General features: G+C 49.5%; 9 protein-coding genes. 4 read left to right on the top strand and 5 right to left on the bottom strand.

The annotated features are described in order from the left end of the window. Positions 1–30 precede the first annotated feature (30 nt). Entirely contained in the window at positions 31–1,083 is a 1,053-nt protein-coding gene (locus HGH92_RS08780) for a YhcG family protein (protein ID WP_168870355.1), read from the top strand. 60 nt (positions 1,084–1,143) lie between these two features. On the opposite strand, the gene HGH92_RS08775 is transcribed toward HGH92_RS08780, so the two are convergent. From HGH92_RS08775 to HGH92_RS08765, 3 genes are all read right to left on the bottom strand, one after another. Continuing rightward, positions 1,144–2,643 carry a RagB/SusD family nutrient uptake outer membrane protein gene (locus HGH92_RS08775; RefSeq protein ID WP_168870354.1) on the bottom strand — a complete coding sequence of 500 codons (1,500 nt, stop codon included), beginning with the start codon at positions 2,641–2,643 and terminating at the stop codon, positions 1,144–1,146. A gap of 30 nt (positions 2,644–2,673) precedes the next feature. Further along, positions 2,674–5,634, bottom strand: a complete 2,961-nt coding sequence (locus HGH92_RS08770; protein WP_168870353.1) for a SusC/RagA family TonB-linked outer membrane protein — start codon at positions 5,632–5,634, stop codon at positions 2,674–2,676. Positions 5,635–6,237: 603 nt separating this feature from the next. Next, positions 6,238–7,122 (bottom strand): LysR family transcriptional regulator, encoded by an 885-nt coding sequence (locus HGH92_RS08765; protein ID WP_168870352.1) that lies wholly within the window; start codon positions 7,120–7,122, stop codon positions 6,238–6,240. Between the two features lie 90 nt (positions 7,123–7,212). Between HGH92_RS08765 and HGH92_RS08760 the strand changes: the two genes are divergently transcribed. Together HGH92_RS08760 and HGH92_RS08755 are read left to right on the top strand one after the other, a co-directional pair. After that, the gene (locus tag HGH92_RS08760; protein WP_168870351.1) at positions 7,213–8,148 is read left to right on the top strand and encodes an alpha/beta hydrolase; all 936 of its coding nucleotides are present in this window, start codon (positions 7,213–7,215) and stop codon (positions 8,146–8,148) included. Between the two features lie 11 nt (positions 8,149–8,159). After that, complete coding sequence (locus tag HGH92_RS08755; protein ID WP_168870350.1) at positions 8,160–9,329, top strand: MFS transporter; 1,170 nt, start codon at positions 8,160–8,162, stop codon at positions 9,327–9,329. A 73-nt stretch (positions 9,330–9,402) separates the two neighbouring features. Here the strand turns inward: HGH92_RS08755 and HGH92_RS08750 are convergent, their stop codons facing one another. Both HGH92_RS08750 and HGH92_RS08745 read right to left on the bottom strand, forming a co-directional pair. Next, complete coding sequence (locus HGH92_RS08750; RefSeq protein WP_168870349.1) at positions 9,403–15,003, bottom strand: alpha-2-macroglobulin family protein; 5,601 nt, start codon at positions 15,001–15,003, stop codon at positions 9,403–9,405. Between the two features lie 139 nt (positions 15,004–15,142). Beyond that, the gene (locus HGH92_RS08745) at positions 15,143–16,633 is read right to left on the bottom strand and encodes an ATP-binding cassette domain-containing protein (RefSeq protein ID WP_168870348.1); all 1,491 of its coding nucleotides are present in this window, start codon (positions 16,631–16,633) and stop codon (positions 15,143–15,145) included. A 94-nt stretch (positions 16,634–16,727) separates the two neighbouring features. Between HGH92_RS08745 and HGH92_RS08740 the strand changes: the two genes are divergently transcribed. Continuing rightward, positions 16,728–17,171 (top strand): GNAT family N-acetyltransferase, encoded by a 444-nt coding sequence (locus HGH92_RS08740; RefSeq protein WP_211092564.1) that lies wholly within the window; start codon positions 16,728–16,730, stop codon positions 17,169–17,171. The last annotated feature ends 41 nt before the right edge of the window (positions 17,172–17,212 follow it).

The raw sequence follows: 17,212 nt of genomic DNA, 5'->3' as shown, positions 1-17,212 counted from the left end.
CATATCCAATTAACCCAAAAAAACTTTTTTATGACGGAGCAATTTACGGAAATAGTAACGCTTATAAAGCGTTCGCAGTATAACGCCCAAAAAAATGTAAACGTTGAAATGATTAATCTCTACTGGCAGGTGGGCGAATATATACATCAAAAGATAGCCAATGCCAGCTGGGGAGAAGGGACGATTTCGGACCTCGCGCGTTTTATTGAGACAAAACACCCGCAATTGAAGGGATTTGAAAAAAGGAATCTATTTCGGATGCGTCAGCTGTATCAGACGTATATTGTTTATTTTAATGAAATAGTTAATGTTAAATCGGTTGGAAATCAACAAAAAATTGTGTCATCACTGATGACACAATTTACGGATATTCGTAATACGATGATTGTGCAGATCAGTTGGACCCATCATTTAACGCTGCTGACCAAAACAAAATCCCGGGAGGAATGTGACTTTTATCTCCGTTTATGCATCCAGGAAAACTACTCTGTCCGCGAACTAGAACGACAAATCAAGAGCAGTCTATATGAAAGGGTGCGGTTGGGGCAGCAACAATCACCTGTATCAGGGAATAACATCAATACCGATGAAAGCCTCCTCTTCAGGGATAAATATGTATTCGAGTTTTTAAATCTCCCCCAAAAACATAGTGAGAAAGACTTGCGGCAGGCGCTTATCCGTAAAATCAAAGATTTTATTCTTGAATTGGGAGATGGATTCACTTTTGTGGGCGAAGAATACTGCGTGACGGTGGGCGGAACAGACTTTTATGTAGACCTGCTGTTTTTTCATCGTGACTTGCAGTGTTTAGTGGCGTTTGAATTAAAAACAACGGCCTTCTTGCCCGAGTATCTTGGTAAGCTTAATTTTTATTTGACGGCGCTGGACAGAAAGGTGAAGCGAGAACATGAAAAGCCGAGTGTAGGTATTCTATTGTGCAAAGAACAAAATGATGAAATAGTGGAATATGCGATGAGCAGAAACCTGTCGCCTGCTATTATCTCCGAATATCAAACCTTTCTCCCTGATAAAAAGCTGCTGCGGCAAAAGCTGCATGAGCTATTTGAAAACGAGCCGGAATAGCCTGGAGAAGAAAAACCGCCAGCGAAGATCGCCGGCGGTTTTATACGATAGATAAACGGATTAGTTAGCGTAACCCGGATTTTGGTCGCAGAGTTTGTTGGATTCTCTTTCTGCCTGTGGAATAGGCCACTGGAAGCGATAGTTATCAGGTTTGATTTCACCGATAGCATTTTCGGCGGCCTGGTAGTCGCCTTCCCTGTTTCTGGTGAAGCCAAGGCCCCAGCGTTTCAGATCGAAGAAGCGGTGGCCTTCGTATGCCAGTTCTTTTCTTCTTTCTTCCCGGATCTGGTTGAGCAGGGTAACATCGTCGTAAGCGTCAACGATGGTTCCGTCGTAGCCAGGGATACGGGCAGCGCGCAGTGCTTTCAGCAGGGTTTTGGAAACTGACTTGTCAACATAGTAGGCTGCTTCCATTTTGTTCAGTGCTACTTCCGCATAACGCAGGATTTTAGGAGCATTGCATTTTTCCTGCCAGCTGGCGTAAGCCGGGTTGCCCGGATATTTGTTGATCACGTACAAGGAATCCTTTTTGTAGTTACGCACGCTGTCTTTCCGGAAGTAGATAGCTCTGCGCAGGTCAGCGGTGCTAAAGCTTTCCGCGAAAGCTTTCGGTGCGATGAAGTCCGGATTAGGTTTGTTACGGGCAACGTCGTCGGAGATCAGCCATACACCGTAGGAGAAGTATTTGGCTTCGTTGATCTCGGTGATAGCAGGTCTAAAGATGATTTCTTTGGTGCTGTTATCATCTCTCCAAACTTTCAGCAGGTTGGCGCCGGTTGTTTCATAACCGAAGGATGCTACGCTCATTACTTTATCTGCTGCAGCGATAGCCAGGTCCCACTTCTTGAAATAGAGGTATACTCTGGATTGTAGGGCAGCAATAAAATATTTGTTGACTCTTGTCATACCGGTTGCGTTATCCTCGCCGATATTGGCTGCTGCATCGTTCAGATCTTGTACGATCTGGTTATAGGTCTCCTGTACAGATTTGCGTTTATGCATGATCTCTGTAGTAGGTGCCGTAACAAATGGCAGGCCCAGTGGATCATTCAGGTCGTATTTGCAATAGATGCGCAGCGCGTCAAACATAAACATGGCGCGTAAGGCCTGAATATGTGCCTTCAGGGTTTTCTTTCTGGCTCCTACTGTTTCCGCGTTTTCTCCGGAAAGTACGGGTACTTTGTCGATATTGGCGAGAAACACATTACAGCGGTGCAGGGCCGGATAAATGGTACCCCACAGGTTGCCGGTTTCGTAGGTGCCGGAGTGAATGGTCCAGCGGTGAATTTCATTGTACACGTTGTTCGCCCAGGCGGAGAGGATCATGTTGTCCGCTGCCAGGTCCGGAATCACCACATAGGCGCGGGCATAGTATTCAGCTTTATAGAACGTGCTGTATACACCGTTGTAGGCGATTTCAGCGCCAGCGATGCTGGTATATATCTCATCGGTAGATACGCTGGTGTTAGGAAGCTGGTCCAGCTTCTTATTGCAGGCAGACATCAGCATGGTTGCTCCCAGTGCCGCGGCCAGAAATATTTTTTTATTGATAGCTATCATTTTTTCTGTTTTAGGAAGTTCGGTAATGGATTAGAAGGTCAGGTCCAAACCAACGGTATAGGAACGGGAAACAGGATAGATGCCCAGCTCCAGGTTGTTGAAATATTCCGGATCATAACCGCTCCATTTGGTAAAGGTGAGCAGGTTGTTACCGCGGGCATATACCCGTGCACTACGGAATGCTTTAGTAGCACTCAGCAGGTTCTTAGGCAGATTGTAATAAACAGTCAGGTCCCTTAATCTCAGGAAAGACGCGTTTTCCAGGTATCTGTCGTCGAAAGCGGTGGATGAACCATATTTAGGGTATTTAGCGATATCACCTGGTTTTTTCCACATATTCTGATAGAGGTCGGCAGCGCGGTTGGTATTATACCAGGCGTCGTTGTTCCATACCAGCCAAGCACGGGTATTGTTTACGCTGTATTTATCGAGCATGTAGTTCCACTGCATGAAGATACCAATGCCTTTGTAGTTGAAGTCAAAGGTGGCGCCACCATAGTAAGGTGCGTACATGTTTTTACCATCGAGGATGGCTGCATCGCCAGCATCAAAGTTGGTGGTTTCTTTCCCGTTTTTATCCAGCCAGATTTCTGTACCGTCGTCAGGATTAACTCTGGAGAAACGGTTGTATTTGAACTGTCCGCGGGGATAGCCTACTTTTACGAGGATACCGGTACCTGTACCGAGCAGTTCGTCGCGGAAGCCATACAGCTCCGTAACCTTGTTTTTGTTGTAGGTGAAGTTACCGCTTACATTAAACGTGATGTCTTTAGTGCTGATAACGGTTGATTTGACAGAGAATTCAATACCGTTGTTCTGCATCTTGCCCATGTTGGCTTTGATGGAGCTATAACCGGTGAGGTAGGACACCGGTACGTCCAGCACCATGTCATAAGTCAGCTCACGGTAGTAATCGAGGGTAAAGGTCAGGCGGTTGTCCCACAGGCCGAGGTCTGCGCCCACGTTAAACTTACGTTTCTTTTCCCAGCCCAGGTCCGGATTGGCAGCCTGGGTAGGCACCATACCTGCCTTGCTTTCGTAACCTGCTTTGGTGGTCGTGGTGTTAGGGCTGCTGTTATTAACAGAGTTGATGCTATAGGAAGGATAAAAACCAATATCATCGTTACCGGTCAGACCAACGCTGGCACGTACACGAAGATCGCTGATCAGCAGGTTGTCTTTCAGGAAGTCTTCATTTTTAGCGTTCCACAACAGGCCGACAGCCCAGAAGTTACCCCATTTGTTGTTGGCGCCGAATTTGGAAGAACCATCACGACGGATGGAGAGGTCCGCATAATAACGGTCTTTGTAGCCATAGTTCACTGAGGCCAGTGTCGAGAACATTCTGTATTTGCTCAGGCTTCCGCTGGAAGTGCTGGGAACTGACATGGCACCGAACTCATACAACGTAGGAAATGCTGTGTTCCGTGCTGTAGTGGAGAAGTCATAGTCGGTCAGTGCATTGTATTCTGTACCGGCTACTGCATTGATAGAGTGGTCGCCGAAAGTTTTGCGGTAGTTCAGGAGGTTGGTCCAGATAGCGTTAGACCAGCGGGAGAAACGTCTGGTGGCGTTGCCATTATCTGTGGCAGCGAGTTCAGGGGCGTTCCATGTTTTAGTAACATAATCGGAGAGGTTCATACCAAAGCGGCTGGTGAATTTCAGCTCTTTGGTAATGTTAGCTTCTGCATAGGCATTACCGATGAATTTCAGGTGGTCGTTGCTGTTGCCGGTCAGGCCCTGGCTGCGGGTCCACAGCTGGCTTCTGGCGCCGTTGTAAGCCTGGTATTGCAGGAATTTTCTCCAGCTGCCGTCAGGGTTTTTCAGGTCCTCGTAAGGCATCAGCATGTAGGCCAGCATACCCGGGTTCTGAAGGGAGTTACGGGTTTCGTTCGGTGTGGTTTCGTCCATATAACCGAGGTACATGGAAACACCGGTTTTAAGCCATTTGGTGGTCTGGTTGTCGATAGCCAGGCGGCTGGAGTAACGTTTGAAGGTATTATCAAAGTAGATACCGTCCATCTGGAAATACTCACCGGAGAAATAGATGGAAGTAGTTTCATTGCCGCTTTTTACAGACAACACATGAGATTGTGTCTGGGAGGGCTTGAACACGACTTTTGACTGATTGAAGTCATTTTTCATCAGTTCAGGAATAGCCGGATCATTTGCTGCTCTTTTTCCAATGAAAACTTCATAGTCCAGGCGGTCTTTGGTGTTCATCATTTTGAACTTGGAGCGGTTGATGTCCGCATAGCCATAGAAGCCGCGATAGTCAACCTGCGGGCGGGAATTCCGGACGCCTTTTTTCATGGTCACCAGGATTACGCCGTTTGCGCCACGGGAACCGTAGATAGAAGTAGCAGAGGCATCTTTTAAGATATTGATGTTTTCAATATCGTCCGGAGCAATCAGGGCAAAGTCACTGCCGCTTACCGGTTGACCGTCTACGATGTAGAGCGGAGCAGTGCCGGAGTTGATGGAACCTACGCCTCTGAGCAAAATAACCGGAGCCACACCAGGACGTCCGCCATTCGCCATTACGTATGTACCTGCTGATTGTCCCTGCAGGTTGTGCAGTACGTTGCCCTGAGGCCTTGATTCCACTTGTTTGCCGTCTACCGTTGTGATAGCGCCGGTAATAGCGCCTCTTCTTTTGGAAGTATAACCAGTGCTGATTTCCACCTGGTTCAGTGTTTTGGAATCCGGTCCCATTTTTACGATTACATGGCTCTTTTCGCCAATGGCCATGGTAATCGTTTCGTATCCCACGAAGCTGAAAGCGAGCGTGGCATCACCGTTCACATTGATTTTAAAATTACCGTCAACATCGGTAGCGGTGCCGGCTTTGGAGCCTTTAACGGTTACGGTTACACCGAGTAAAGGCGTACCGTCGCGTGTGTCAGTCACTTTTCCGGTCACCTGTCGTTGCTGCGCCATCATTGGCACAGCTACCAGGACCCAAAGAAAAAATAGTAGTGCTTTCTTCATAATCGGTCGATTTAGATGAAATGATAAATAGAGAAGTAGAGTATACATTTTAGACAAAGAACTTTCGCCCGGCAATCCAGTAGTGGTGCCAGTTCCTGTCGGTCACGACAACATTATAGCTTAACGAAGCCAGGTTAGATTAATAGTTGGTCATCCCATGTTCACGGTTAAATTTTAATCGTTGCACAATGATTCCGGTTGTTTTTAAACATTATATAAATGACTCAGTAAATAGTAGGAGCAAGAAAATCCCATTAACGATACAGCGGGATCTGGTGGACTGTATCATTGCAAAAACCTGGTATACCAAAGGCTGGTATCAAAGGACCCTTCTACTCATAAGCTGCTGCGTACTATTTCCGAGATTCTTTCTTAGAATATAGGCATCTGCGATTTAGAATTAGATTTTGTTTTGACTGTTGGTTGACTTTAAAAGTGACAGATTCAGAACGTGAAAATAATAAGTTATCATGATAAATGAAAGTGCAGAAATATTTTTCTTGATGAATGGTCAGTTTTTTTGTTGGACAGCAGGTGGCTTGTTCTGCTGAGATGCAGCGCTGATGAGTGTTTGAGAGGAAACGATAAGAAGGCAATAATTTATCAAATAAATAAAAACTTGATAAGTTCTACCTGCCTGGCGGTGGTCTTCGTTTTATCATAAGCGAGATAAATAACATTGGTGGTGGCAGTTTCCCCCTTCCATATCATCTTTATTTTGCCTTCTTTCTGAAGCCCCCTTACCAGGTAGTCAGCGGCAACCGTAAGCCCATCAATGGTTTCAAGCGCCTGCAGGATGGTGTTCATGTCGGGGATGACAAAGCGGGGATGGATAGCTGCCCGCTTTTTAAAATTGGTCAGCCAGAAGCGGCGAATAATGGCAAGGTCAGTACTGTAGGCCAACCAGGGCTGTTGCAGCAGCCATTCCTCTGCTTTTTCCAGTTCCTTCTTTTGGACCAGGGAATGGAATTTTTTGGTGTTCAGCGAAGTGCTTCCGGCTATGACAAAGGACTCTGTCAGTATAGGTTCAAAGATGATATCTTTCCTTTCTGTGCGTTGTGTGGCAATAACAAAATCAAGTTCACCGTTCCCCAGCTTAATCAGCAAATCTTTAGTCAACCCAAATGACGTTATGATGTTTGCCGGAAAGGCTTTCAAACGCGGCAGCAAAACGGAATGAAATATTTCTTTCACGGTGCCCAGCCGGATGGTCGGAAACTGCTGCTCATGGCACATTGCAGAGAAATTCGTTTCGAGCTGTTCCAGCTTTTCCAGCGGCTCCACTAGTTGCGTATAAAACAATTTGCCGTGATCGGTGGGCACCAGCCTGGGCTTTCGTTCAAACAACTGCTTTCCCACATGCGCCTCCAGGGCCGACAGGTGTTGGCTCACGTTAGGTTGTGAGATAAACAGCACTTTGGACGCTGCTGTCAGCGACCCTGTCTGGTATACCGCTTTAAATGTTCTGTACCATTCCAGATTTACCATATAGTGAAGGTATAAATAATTTTATGAGGTTGATAAATCATGCTATTTTATTTTATGGCCTTCCGGAGGCCAATTTTGTAATAAAAAAAGATGAACGATCAACTAATGTTATCGCCCGAAGTGCTGGCAGCCCTGGAATTCATACAGGCTATCCCTGTTCCTGACGAGGAAGACGCCGTACTGGCCGGCAGGAAGTTTTACGAAGGGTTTATTCCCATGGCGGGTGAACCGGAAGCATTGTTTCACATAGAAGACCGGGACGTGCCGTCAGCAACGGGTGATATACGTATCCGCATTTACCGGCCGTCTGACGGGCCGTCATTGCCGGCGGTGCTATATTTCCACGGGGGATGGTTTAACGCTGGCAGCCTTGAAACCCACGACCGTCCGGTACGGGCGCTGGCGAAAGAATCCAACGCAGTGTTTATAGCGGTGGATTACCGGCTGGCACCGGAGTTTCCCTTCCCGCATGGATTAAACGATTGCCGCCATGTATTGAAATGGGTAAACGAACATGCGGGCGAACTGAAGATTGACGGGGCCCGTATTGCTGTGGCGGGAGACAGCGCCGGTGGCGCGCTCGCAGCAGCAGCGGCCAGCCATGCGTTGAAAACAGCAGGCGTCCGCATCCGTTGTCAGGCATTGATTTACCCTGTTACAGATGCGTCGTTGAGCTCACCATCATGGGAGGAGTTTGCAGACGGGCCTAATCTCACCCTGGAGGGCGCCCGGTTGGCATGGGACCTGTATACGCCTTCTCCTGCAGACAGAAACCATCCTGATGCGTCTCCGGTAATGGCCGAAGAATTCACGAGGGTGCCGCCTACACTGATTATTACTGCACAATATGATCCTTTAAGGGATGAAGCAGTATTATATGCGCAGAAGCTGCAGGCAGCCGGCGTGGACATAAAGTTGACCGAATACACAGGTATGATACACGGCTTTTTCCAGATGGGTGGTATGATCAGCAGTGGAAAACAGGCCATTGCGGAAGTAGCCGGTTTCCTACGTCTTCATTTGTAATAGAAGGGGTGATGAAAAAGATTGCATATATAGGATGCCTGGGAATGATAGGCGTTATCACCACAGAATTCGGCGTAATTGGCATCCTGCCACAAATTGCGCGGTACTACGGCGTACGTATTGAGACAGCCGGATTGTTGTTGAGCGGGTTTGCTATGGTCATTGCTCTGGCGGGGCCTTTCATGATGCTGCTCATGTCCCGGTTCAACCGCAAAACAGTGATGGCGGTCAGCCTGTTGCTGTTTCTGGTCTCCGGGATTGTTTCGGTATTGTCTCCCCCATTCTGGCTGCTGCTGGCTGCCAGAATGCTGCCGGCCTTTCTGCAGCCGGTTTATATCGCTACGGCGATAGCGGCGGCAACAGGTACAGCGAATAAAAAAGACCAGCATAAAATGATGGCCATCGTATTAGGTGGAATAGGCATTGCTACTATTACTACGGTGCCGTTCTCCACGTATATCGCAGATATATTCAACAGCTGGCAGGCATCGTTTGTGGTGCAAGGTATAATCAGCCTGACGGCATTATGTTGTATATGGTTTGTGTTGCCAGCTATGCCGGCGAAAGAAAAACAATCTGTCGGCCAACATCTTATTATTCTTCGGCAGCCTGCTTTTCTTATCAGTTCGGTCATGGTGTTTTTGATGAACGCGGCCATGTTTACCACGTACGCTTATTTCGCGGATTACCTGGAAAAGGTGACCGGCATGGGCCCCGGTCTTATCAGTGGTATGTTGTTGCTGTTTGGCGTGATGGGCGTGGCGGGCAACTTTGTGGCGGGAAGGTTATTGAGCAATAGCCTTATGGGGACAACAGCCACCTTCCTCGCGGGCCTGACGGTCATAGCTGCAGGTATATATTATGCCGGACCGTTTTCAGCAATGACGCTGCTACTGATAGCGGCATGGGGATTTCTGCACACGCCTTGCTTTCTGACCGGGCAGGCGTATATGATTAGCTATGCTCCTGAAGCTCCGGAGTTTGCCAACAGCCTGTCTATCTCCTTTGGCAACCTGGGGATTGCTGCTGGCAGCTTGTCGGGCGGATGGATTATCCGCGAATATGGAGTGCAGTATACCCCCTGGGGAATGGGGTTGTTTGGTGTGGGGGCTTTGGGCCTGGTGTTGTTTCAGTGGTATAAGGGAGAACAGCCTGCGGAGCAAATGATGTTTGAAAAATGACAGCTTGTTTGCTGAAAACAAAATGGCCATCTCTTTTTGGAGATGGCCATTTGTATGTTGAAATATATCGGTCCTATTTCACTACTTCTACCCATTTGCCTGGTGAAAAAGCGTGGATGGTATTGTCATACATCGCCTCGCAGGAAACCGCCGGGAGATAATACCGGCCCAGGTAAGAAGCATTGAGCAACACATTGTACGTGTGTGTTTTGGTTTCTTCCAGGTTGAAGTAAGTATATACCCTGTCATCACGTATATCCATATACGTAGCTGGCGACGAGTGGAAGGAGCTGTCGTTGTCCATGAGGCGGGTGTTAAGGATTTCCCATCCTGACGGGAATATTTGTGACAGGGCCATCTGTTCGTAGTAGCCGCGTTTGCCCGGATTTTTGATGGTCACGGTGGCCATGAAATCGCTGCCTTGTTTCAGTGTCGCAGGGTCCAGCGGTTTGCCGTCACGGGTACTGTAGCGCACCTGAAGGTCCAGTATTTCAGGGTTGTTGCTGGCCACCGGTTCCTGACCGGCTTCCGGCTGGCCGCGCAGAATGAGGCGTACATAGAGTACGTTTTGCCCGTTGTTCTGCAGGCTGATATTGCCTTGTGAGCCGTTGAAGGTGACAGGCACCTGCGCTACATATGATTGACCGTTTATAGTCCCTTTGGCGCCATTGAGCGTATAACTGAGATTGATCTTGCTGCCGCCTTTGTTACTGCCGCAGAATTTAGCGATCGAGATCAGTGCATATGCCGTGGTTTGTGTGCTGTACCACTGGTCGTTTTGAGACAGGTTGAAAGCGATATGTTTCACCAGTTCATTGGCGCGGTTGCGCTGGCCCAGGATGGTGAGTGTTTCCAGGATCATCGCTTTGTCGCGCAGATCAGAGCCGAAGGTGCCGCCCAGCTGGTTGTATGGTTTTACTTCAATGCTCAGTTTTTGTACCAGTGAGTTGGCCACTTCTGGTTGACCGGCCAGTTTGTAGGCTGCTGCAAGTCTCCATTTGGCGGCTGTGGACAGGAACTGGAATTCCTTCAGCCTGTTCATGGCGCCTACTTCCGGTACTTTGGCAAGTGCCAGCAGGTATAGGCGGTACGCCTGTGTAAGATCGCCGCCATAGAAGTTCTGGGTGTTGGGCGCCCAGGTGGTGGCTTTGTTACGCTGGTATTTTTTCCATTGGTCCAGCAGGCCTGGCGGCAGCGTATAGCCTTTGGCCTGTGCTTCGAGCAGGAAGTGACCGGCATAGTTGGTGCCCCATTCATCGGACTGTGCCTGGCCCGGCCAGTAAGAGAGGCCGCCGTCGGAAGTCTGGAAGCCTTTGAGCCTGTTGACACCGGCTTTTATGTTGCGGTCTATTTCTGCCAGCTGGCTTTCTTTCAGGTCCATCAGCTGGTTCAGCACCAGTTGCGGGAACACGCCGGAAGTGGTTTGTTCGATACAGCCATGCGGGTAATCTATCAGGAATTGCAGGCGTTTGCCGAGGTTAAGCGACGGGATAGTGGATACTTCCAGCACGCCGGTGTTGGTGCCGGCCATGCCTACAGGACTAAACGGTGTGCTCCAGCTTTTGCCGGCTTCCAGCGTATAGTCTGCCACGTTAGTGATCACCGGGTTGGGGTTGCGCACGTTCATTTCAATGGCTTCTTCCGCCCTCTCTGCGCCACTGCTGGCGGTTACCTTGATTTTAGCGACACCGGTCTGCGGTTTCACTTTCACATCGAAGTACACCATCTGTTCGCCTGGTTGCGGGAAGGTCACGGTCTTGGTGCTTTCCCCTACCACTTCCAGCAGCGGGCTGGTGCTGATGGTCACATTGGCAGAACGTACCGTAGGCTCAAGACCGAAGACGGTAACCGGCACCTGTATGGTTTCTGACGGACCTAATACACGCGGTGCGGTGGTCAGCAGCATCAGCGGCTTCTTCACGGCCACGGCTTTTTCGGCAAAGCCGTAGGCGCCGTCCTGTCCGGCTACCACCATCGCTTTGACGGAGCCTATGTACGGCGGCAGCTTGAATTTGTGTGTTTGTTTCTGGCCTCCTTTAAGATAGAAAGGCCCCATGTATTTCACGACCGGTTTAAAGCGGTTGGCTTTAGCGGCGCCGGCGTTTTTATTCAGGCCTTCGTCACCACCGATGCTGAGGATACGTTCCAGGTCGGAGCCATAGGCGCCGACTACGTAGTCGAACAGGTCCCATGTTTTTACGCCGAGTGCTTCACGGGCATAGAAGGCGCTGTGCGGGTCCGGTGTTTTGAAACGTGTCAGGTCCAGCAGGCCCTCATCAACGATGGCGATGGTATATGTCATGGGTTTACCGTTGCTTTCGCTGACGGTAATATTGGCTTCTGATTCAGGCTTCAGTTTATCGGCCATGCTGATCACCGGTTTCAGGATGGTGCCCGGGTCTTCCACGGTGATGGGGATAGTGCCATACATGCGGATCGGCAGGTCGTTGACAGTTTGTGCATGGGGTTGCAGCAGGGTAACGTTGACGTATATATTGGGCGTCATGTTCTTTTCCGCCTTGAAGCGGAAAGTGGTTTGTCCCTGCTGGGTGTTGATCCAGAAGGTTTTGAGCACCTTGCTGCCGGACTCGATACTGATCAGGCCTCTGCCGCCGGCACTGCTGGGTATGGTAAGGTTGATGTCCTCTCCTGCCTTGTAGTGCTGCTTGTCGGAGGTGAACACGAGCATGGCCGCTTCTGCAGGGTTTTCCTTCTGCATGCGCTGTGCCCATCCCGGCCAGTCGATATATACGGACTTACCGGAGGTATGGCCGCTCTGCAGGTCTTTAACCCGTACGAGGTAACGGCCCCAGTCAGGCTGGTTGATACGCAGCGGCCATTGGCCTTTACCATTGGTAACGGTAACGGTTTCTTTGGTCAGCAGCTGATTGTAACTGTCCTGTGTGAAGTTGGAGTATTCGTCTTCTCCGCCGTCCCACCACCATCTCCAGCGTACTTTGTATACTTCTACCTGTACTTCGCGGGAGCCGGCGATGAGGTTGCCTTTATCGTCTACATCTACAATTTCCACGTTATGTGTCTGGTCGGTGAGCAGCATGCCGGTGGTGCGGTCGCCCTCTGGCAGCCGCAGGCCCACGTAGGAGGTGAACGGATTGTATGGCATGGAGAAGTGGTCGATGCTGAAATCGCCACCTGGCTCAAATACTTTTACTTCGAAGTTGGCTTTTAACTGTCCCGGTGCCAGTTTGCCGAGTTGGATATCAGCTTTCACGGGCGCCGTGCCGGTTTCGCTCAGCGGGCCTTCGAAGATGGTTTTGTTTTCAGTCTCAAAATGTGTTACCGGGTCATCAAATGTAAAGCCGGAGTAGTTTTTGAAGCTGGTGGATGCCTGTACCAGGGATACGTCCACTTTGGCCTTCAGGTGCTGGGCGGTGGCGCCGAACATCCACATGGCCGACAGGGTGCCGGTGGTACCGGATTTAGACAGGGCGGTGTTGGCGCCGAAGTCCATTTTTATTTTCAGCCTGTTGGGCTTCACGGTTTCTATGCGCACATTTTTCTGGAAGGTGGCGCCGCCTACTTTCACTTTTGCTACCCAGCTGCCGGTTGGATCTTCGGGTTGGGTGGCGGTTGCGAAGCTATAGAAGCCGTTCAGGTTTTCGTGCTGGTTGATGCGTTTGTACAGCTGGCCTTTGGGGTTGTACAGTTCCAGTGTTACCGGGTGGTCTGCGGGAAGCTTGTCATCTTTGTCTTCCAGCATAAAAGTCAGGTAGATGGAATCGCCGGGGCGCCATACGCCTCTTTCTCCATAGAGAAAGCCTTTGATGCCGCTCTGTACTTCTTCGCCCTGTACGTCGAAACGGCTCAGGGGCAGGGAACTTCCGTCATCCAGTTTCAGGTAGCCTCTTTCGTTGTCTTTCTTCGCGATCAGCAGGTAAGGCTTGCGTTTCAGATCGAATGTAGCTAACCCTTCACCATCACTTTTGGTTTTGAAGATCACCTGGTTTTGATAGTCGAGCAGTTCCAGCTCTACGCCGGTGAGCGGTTTGGTATCGCGTATGTCCGTTACAGCTACCAGCATGCTGTTGTTATTGCCTCTTTTGGCGATCAGGCCCAGGTTGGAGCAGATCACATTACGGGATGCCCATTTGTCTTTGTTATAGTAGGAGTTGGAGCAGGCGTCGTTGCGGCGGGTCCAGTTGTAGCCGTAAGGATAGTAGCTATCGTAACGGTTCCAGAAGTCATCGTCGTCATCCAGCTTTTCGCCGCCGCCATAATATTCACTTTCATCCATTTCACCTTCTTCTTCACCCTCTCCGCCGCTGGTGCTGGTGCTGTCGGATTTTTTCACTTCCGTGCAGGCCGTAAGCGAATAGGCTTTACGGAAACCAATGGTGATACGGTAAATGGCGCCTGGTTCGGTGCGGAGCAATTTATCAAGGTCCAGGAAGAAGCGGTTTTTCTTGTGGAGGTTAACGGATTTGTCGGTATCGAGGCGAATGGTTTTTTCAACCACGGGCTTGCCTACACGGCGCAGTTCCACGTCGCCGTTAAGGTTGTTCTGTTGCAGGTATTGCGGAACGTTGTTTTCGTATATTTTGATGATGGTGACGTCTACCGCGTTGAGGTTGACCGCTTCAAACGGCATCACCAGTTTATTGCTTTCGGGGAGGATCACACCTTTGCCTGGAATCGTTACGGCGGGCAGGGTGTTTTCGAAATTCACATTGGCGCTGTAGGACTGGCCGAGGCGTTTGTCGGTGATATTGATCACGCCTTCGTTGATCACTACATTATAGCTGCCTTCCAGGCGAACGGGCACATATACCTTTACTTCGCTGCCATCGATGGTATAGCGGAGATCGCCCTGGCCGCTGATGCCGATAAGGCCTTCCAGGCTTTGGGCTACGCTGACAGGGTCGGAGAACTGTACCAGCAGGTGCTGTTCGGGGTCAGACATCGCTTTTACGTCGAGCACTTTGAAATCGCCTACGGCGGGAACTTCCACTGTTTTTTTGCCACTGTTGTCCACTTTAAGGGCGGAGCCGTCCCAGCTGATTTCAAGGTTGCGGGCTATGTTGGCGCGTTCTATGTTCGCGATCGTGAATTTCGACGTACGGTCGGCAGCGTTATGCTGCCAGGTAACGGGCAGCGTTTTGCCGCCATAGCGTGCAGTGAGCAGTTTTTCGATAGACTGTGGGCTTTCCACATCGGCGGTATATACGGCGCCGGTATAGGTCATCTTGTCCAGTGTGGTATTGGTACTGGCTTTCAAACCTAACATGTCAATCGAGAAAGATGGTTTGATGACTTTGAACTCGAAATCGAAGGATTTCAGGTCAGAAGGCACGTCCATGATTTTGCCTAGTTTGAAATTGACCTGGTAGGTTTTACCTGGCTGCAGATTCTCATCGGGCCGGAATTCGATGGTGGTGGCGTCTACCCAATAAGACTTTCCTTTGATGGAAGGGGAAAAATCGAACACCTCTTTATCGAGTTGTTCATTCTGGGTATGCGTTACGTTTACCTGCCCTGCCAGTTGAACACGGATAGGGCTTTGTTTGGAGATAATACCGGCGGTATAGGCGTCAATATACTTCGCGAATCCGGGGTTCATCTCTTTTTTTGTGGTCCGGCAGCCGCTTATCAGCGACAATGCCACCAGGGAAACAAATAATGCTACTACAGCAAATAGCCGTTTTGTTGGGTGCATCAGGAATGGATTATGGTGATTAACGATTCCCGACGAAGATCGAACTATTTTTTTAATTTATGTATTGAAATATTTGGTTATTTGAAATACCGGCAAGGTTTTCAAATAACCAAACAGTCTTCTTTTTAGTAATTAAAAACTATATCATTTTGCCGTTGGCGAGACGCATAAACTTATCTACACAGTCAGGTAATTCTTCTTCATAATGCGTTACATAGATCAGCGTGACAGGCATATGGTCGCACAGCATCTCGATCACTTTTTTGAAGTGTTGTTTCTGTTGCTGGTCCAGGCCCTGGCATGGCTCGTCGAAGATCAGCAGGGGCGGATTTTTAACGAGGGCCCTGGCCAGCAGGCAAAGGCGCTGGGCGCTTTCAGGCACCTGTTTGAATGGAGATTGCTGATGTTCCTCGATCTCCAGTATTTCCATCCATGCTTTGGCGATATCGGCCTGTTCGGGAGTAGGTTGCCTGGTGTTACCGATAATATCGGAGAAGCCGGAGCATACCACGCGCAGACAGTTATCACGGGAAGTAAAGTACTGGTGCAGTTCCGGAGATACGAAGCCGGTTTTTTTCTTGATGTCCCAGATGCTCTCACCACTGCCGCGGCGGCGGTCAAACAACCATAGTTTGTTGGCATATGCCTGTGGATTGTCACCATTGATGAGGCTTAGCAGGGTGGATTTACCGGCGCCGTTATGCCCGAGCAGCGCCCATTTTTCATTCGGTTTTATTGTCCAGTTGATCTGGTCGAGGATCACGTTTTCCCCATATTTCACCCGGACGTCCTCCATGCGCACGATGGTTTCGAAGCGGGGTGGCTGATGCCGTTGCAGGATATCGGCTATTTTCTGTGCTTCCATGGCCGGTAGCGGCAGATCAGGCACTTCGGGCAATGGCAGCTGCACAAACTCACTGCGTGTATACTTGCCCGTGATAGCGCCGTTTTCCAGCGTCAGCACATGGGTAATGTGTTCCGGTATTTCAGTCGGCGTGGTGGCCAGCAGCACCGTTGTGCCATTGCGGATGATCTCATTGATCATTTCGGAAAAATCTTTCCGGGTTTGCACGTCCAGCCCGATGTAGGGATTGTCGAGCATAAGCAGCTGCGGTTTTTGCAGCAGTGCCCGCGCGATCATGACGCGGCGTGTTTCTCCGTTGGACAGCTTAATGAGCCTTTTTTCCATCAACGGCGCTATTTTCAGCGGTTTTACCAGGTCGGGCACTTCCGTAAGCCCGAGGTATTCGGTAACAGTGGGGGAATTGTCGGCGTCCATACTGTTGAACCGCTGCTGATAGTAGAAATCGGTGGTGGTATTGGAGAGGTTCCGGAAAGTATGGTGATGCCCTACCAGCGCTATCAGGTTGCGATAGTTGAAGTATGGGTCGGTAACGGTGTTTTCCTTTCTCCAGTCCTCATAAAAGTGATGGTGGATACCGCCGTTGATAACATTGAATTTACCGAGAATGGTATTGAGAAGGGCAGTCTTGCCGGAGCCACTGGGGCCTGTAATGGCCCATTGTTCGTGCTGTTGTATTTCCCAGTTGAGGGTGTTGAAAAGTGTTTTGTCGAGATATCTTACAGTGATATGTTCCAGTGAGAGGAAAGGGTGTTTTGTTTCTTCCATGATTTCCTGATTGGGCTAAGAGGCATTAATATCACTTATAAAAATAACAGGAATATTGAAAGCTTCCGTTATTTTTATGATAAACCGGCATACGATGAACTGGAAAATTAAAGCATTTGACGAGCTGACCGTACAGGAACTGTATGATGTGCTGCAATTACGCAGTGAGATATTTGTAGTAGAGCAGCATTGCGCTTATCAGGACCTGGACAATGCTGACCAGAAAGCGTTGCACCTCATGGGGCGTAACGAAGATGGCCGGTTGGTGGCATATACCCGGTTGTTTGCACCGGGGATCAAATATACGGAGGCTTCCATTGGAAGGGTGATCACGTCATCGCTGGTGAGAGGCTCCGGTGCGGGCCGCCTGCTGATGGAAAAATCCATTGCTGCGGTGGAAGAGGCATACGGGAAAGGACCGATTAAGATTGGCGCGCAACAATACCTGCACCGCTTTTATACATCACTGGGTTTTGAACAGACCAGCGATACGTATATGGAAGATGGTATACCGCACATCGAAATGGTGCGACCCTGAAAATCAATTACAAATTACAAATTACGAATTACGAATTACGA

This window comes from Chitinophaga varians (assembly GCF_012641275.1).
In the GTDB taxonomy this organism is placed as follows: domain Bacteria; phylum Bacteroidota; class Bacteroidia; order Chitinophagales; family Chitinophagaceae; genus Chitinophaga; species Chitinophaga varians_A.
This window is presented reverse-complemented; position numbering and strand designations above follow the sequence as displayed.

Bases quoted from the DNA above. Each gene is read 5' to 3' on its own strand.
- HGH92_RS08780 (WP_168870355.1), top strand. From the start codon at position 31: ATGACGGAGCAATTTACGGAAATAGTAACGCTTATAAAGCGTTCGCAG.
- HGH92_RS08775 (WP_168870354.1), bottom strand. From the start codon at position 2,643: ATGATAGCTATCAATAAAAAAATATTTCTGGCCGCGGCACTGGGAGCA.
- HGH92_RS08770 (WP_168870353.1), bottom strand. From the start codon at position 5,634: ATGAAGAAAGCACTACTATTTTTTCTTTGGGTCCTGGTAGCTGTGCCA.
- HGH92_RS08765 (WP_168870352.1), bottom strand. From the start codon at position 7,122: ATGGTAAATCTGGAATGGTACAGAACATTTAAAGCGGTATACCAGACA.
- HGH92_RS08760 (WP_168870351.1), top strand. From the start codon at position 7,213: ATGAACGATCAACTAATGTTATCGCCCGAAGTGCTGGCAGCCCTGGAA.
- HGH92_RS08755 (WP_168870350.1), top strand. From the start codon at position 8,160: ATGAAAAAGATTGCATATATAGGATGCCTGGGAATGATAGGCGTTATC.
- HGH92_RS08750 (WP_168870349.1), bottom strand. From the start codon at position 15,003: ATGCACCCAACAAAACGGCTATTTGCTGTAGTAGCATTATTTGTTTCC.
- HGH92_RS08745 (WP_168870348.1), bottom strand. From the start codon at position 16,633: ATGGAAGAAACAAAACACCCTTTCCTCTCACTGGAACATATCACTGTA.
- HGH92_RS08740 (WP_211092564.1), top strand. From the start codon at position 16,728: ATGAACTGGAAAATTAAAGCATTTGACGAGCTGACCGTACAGGAACTG.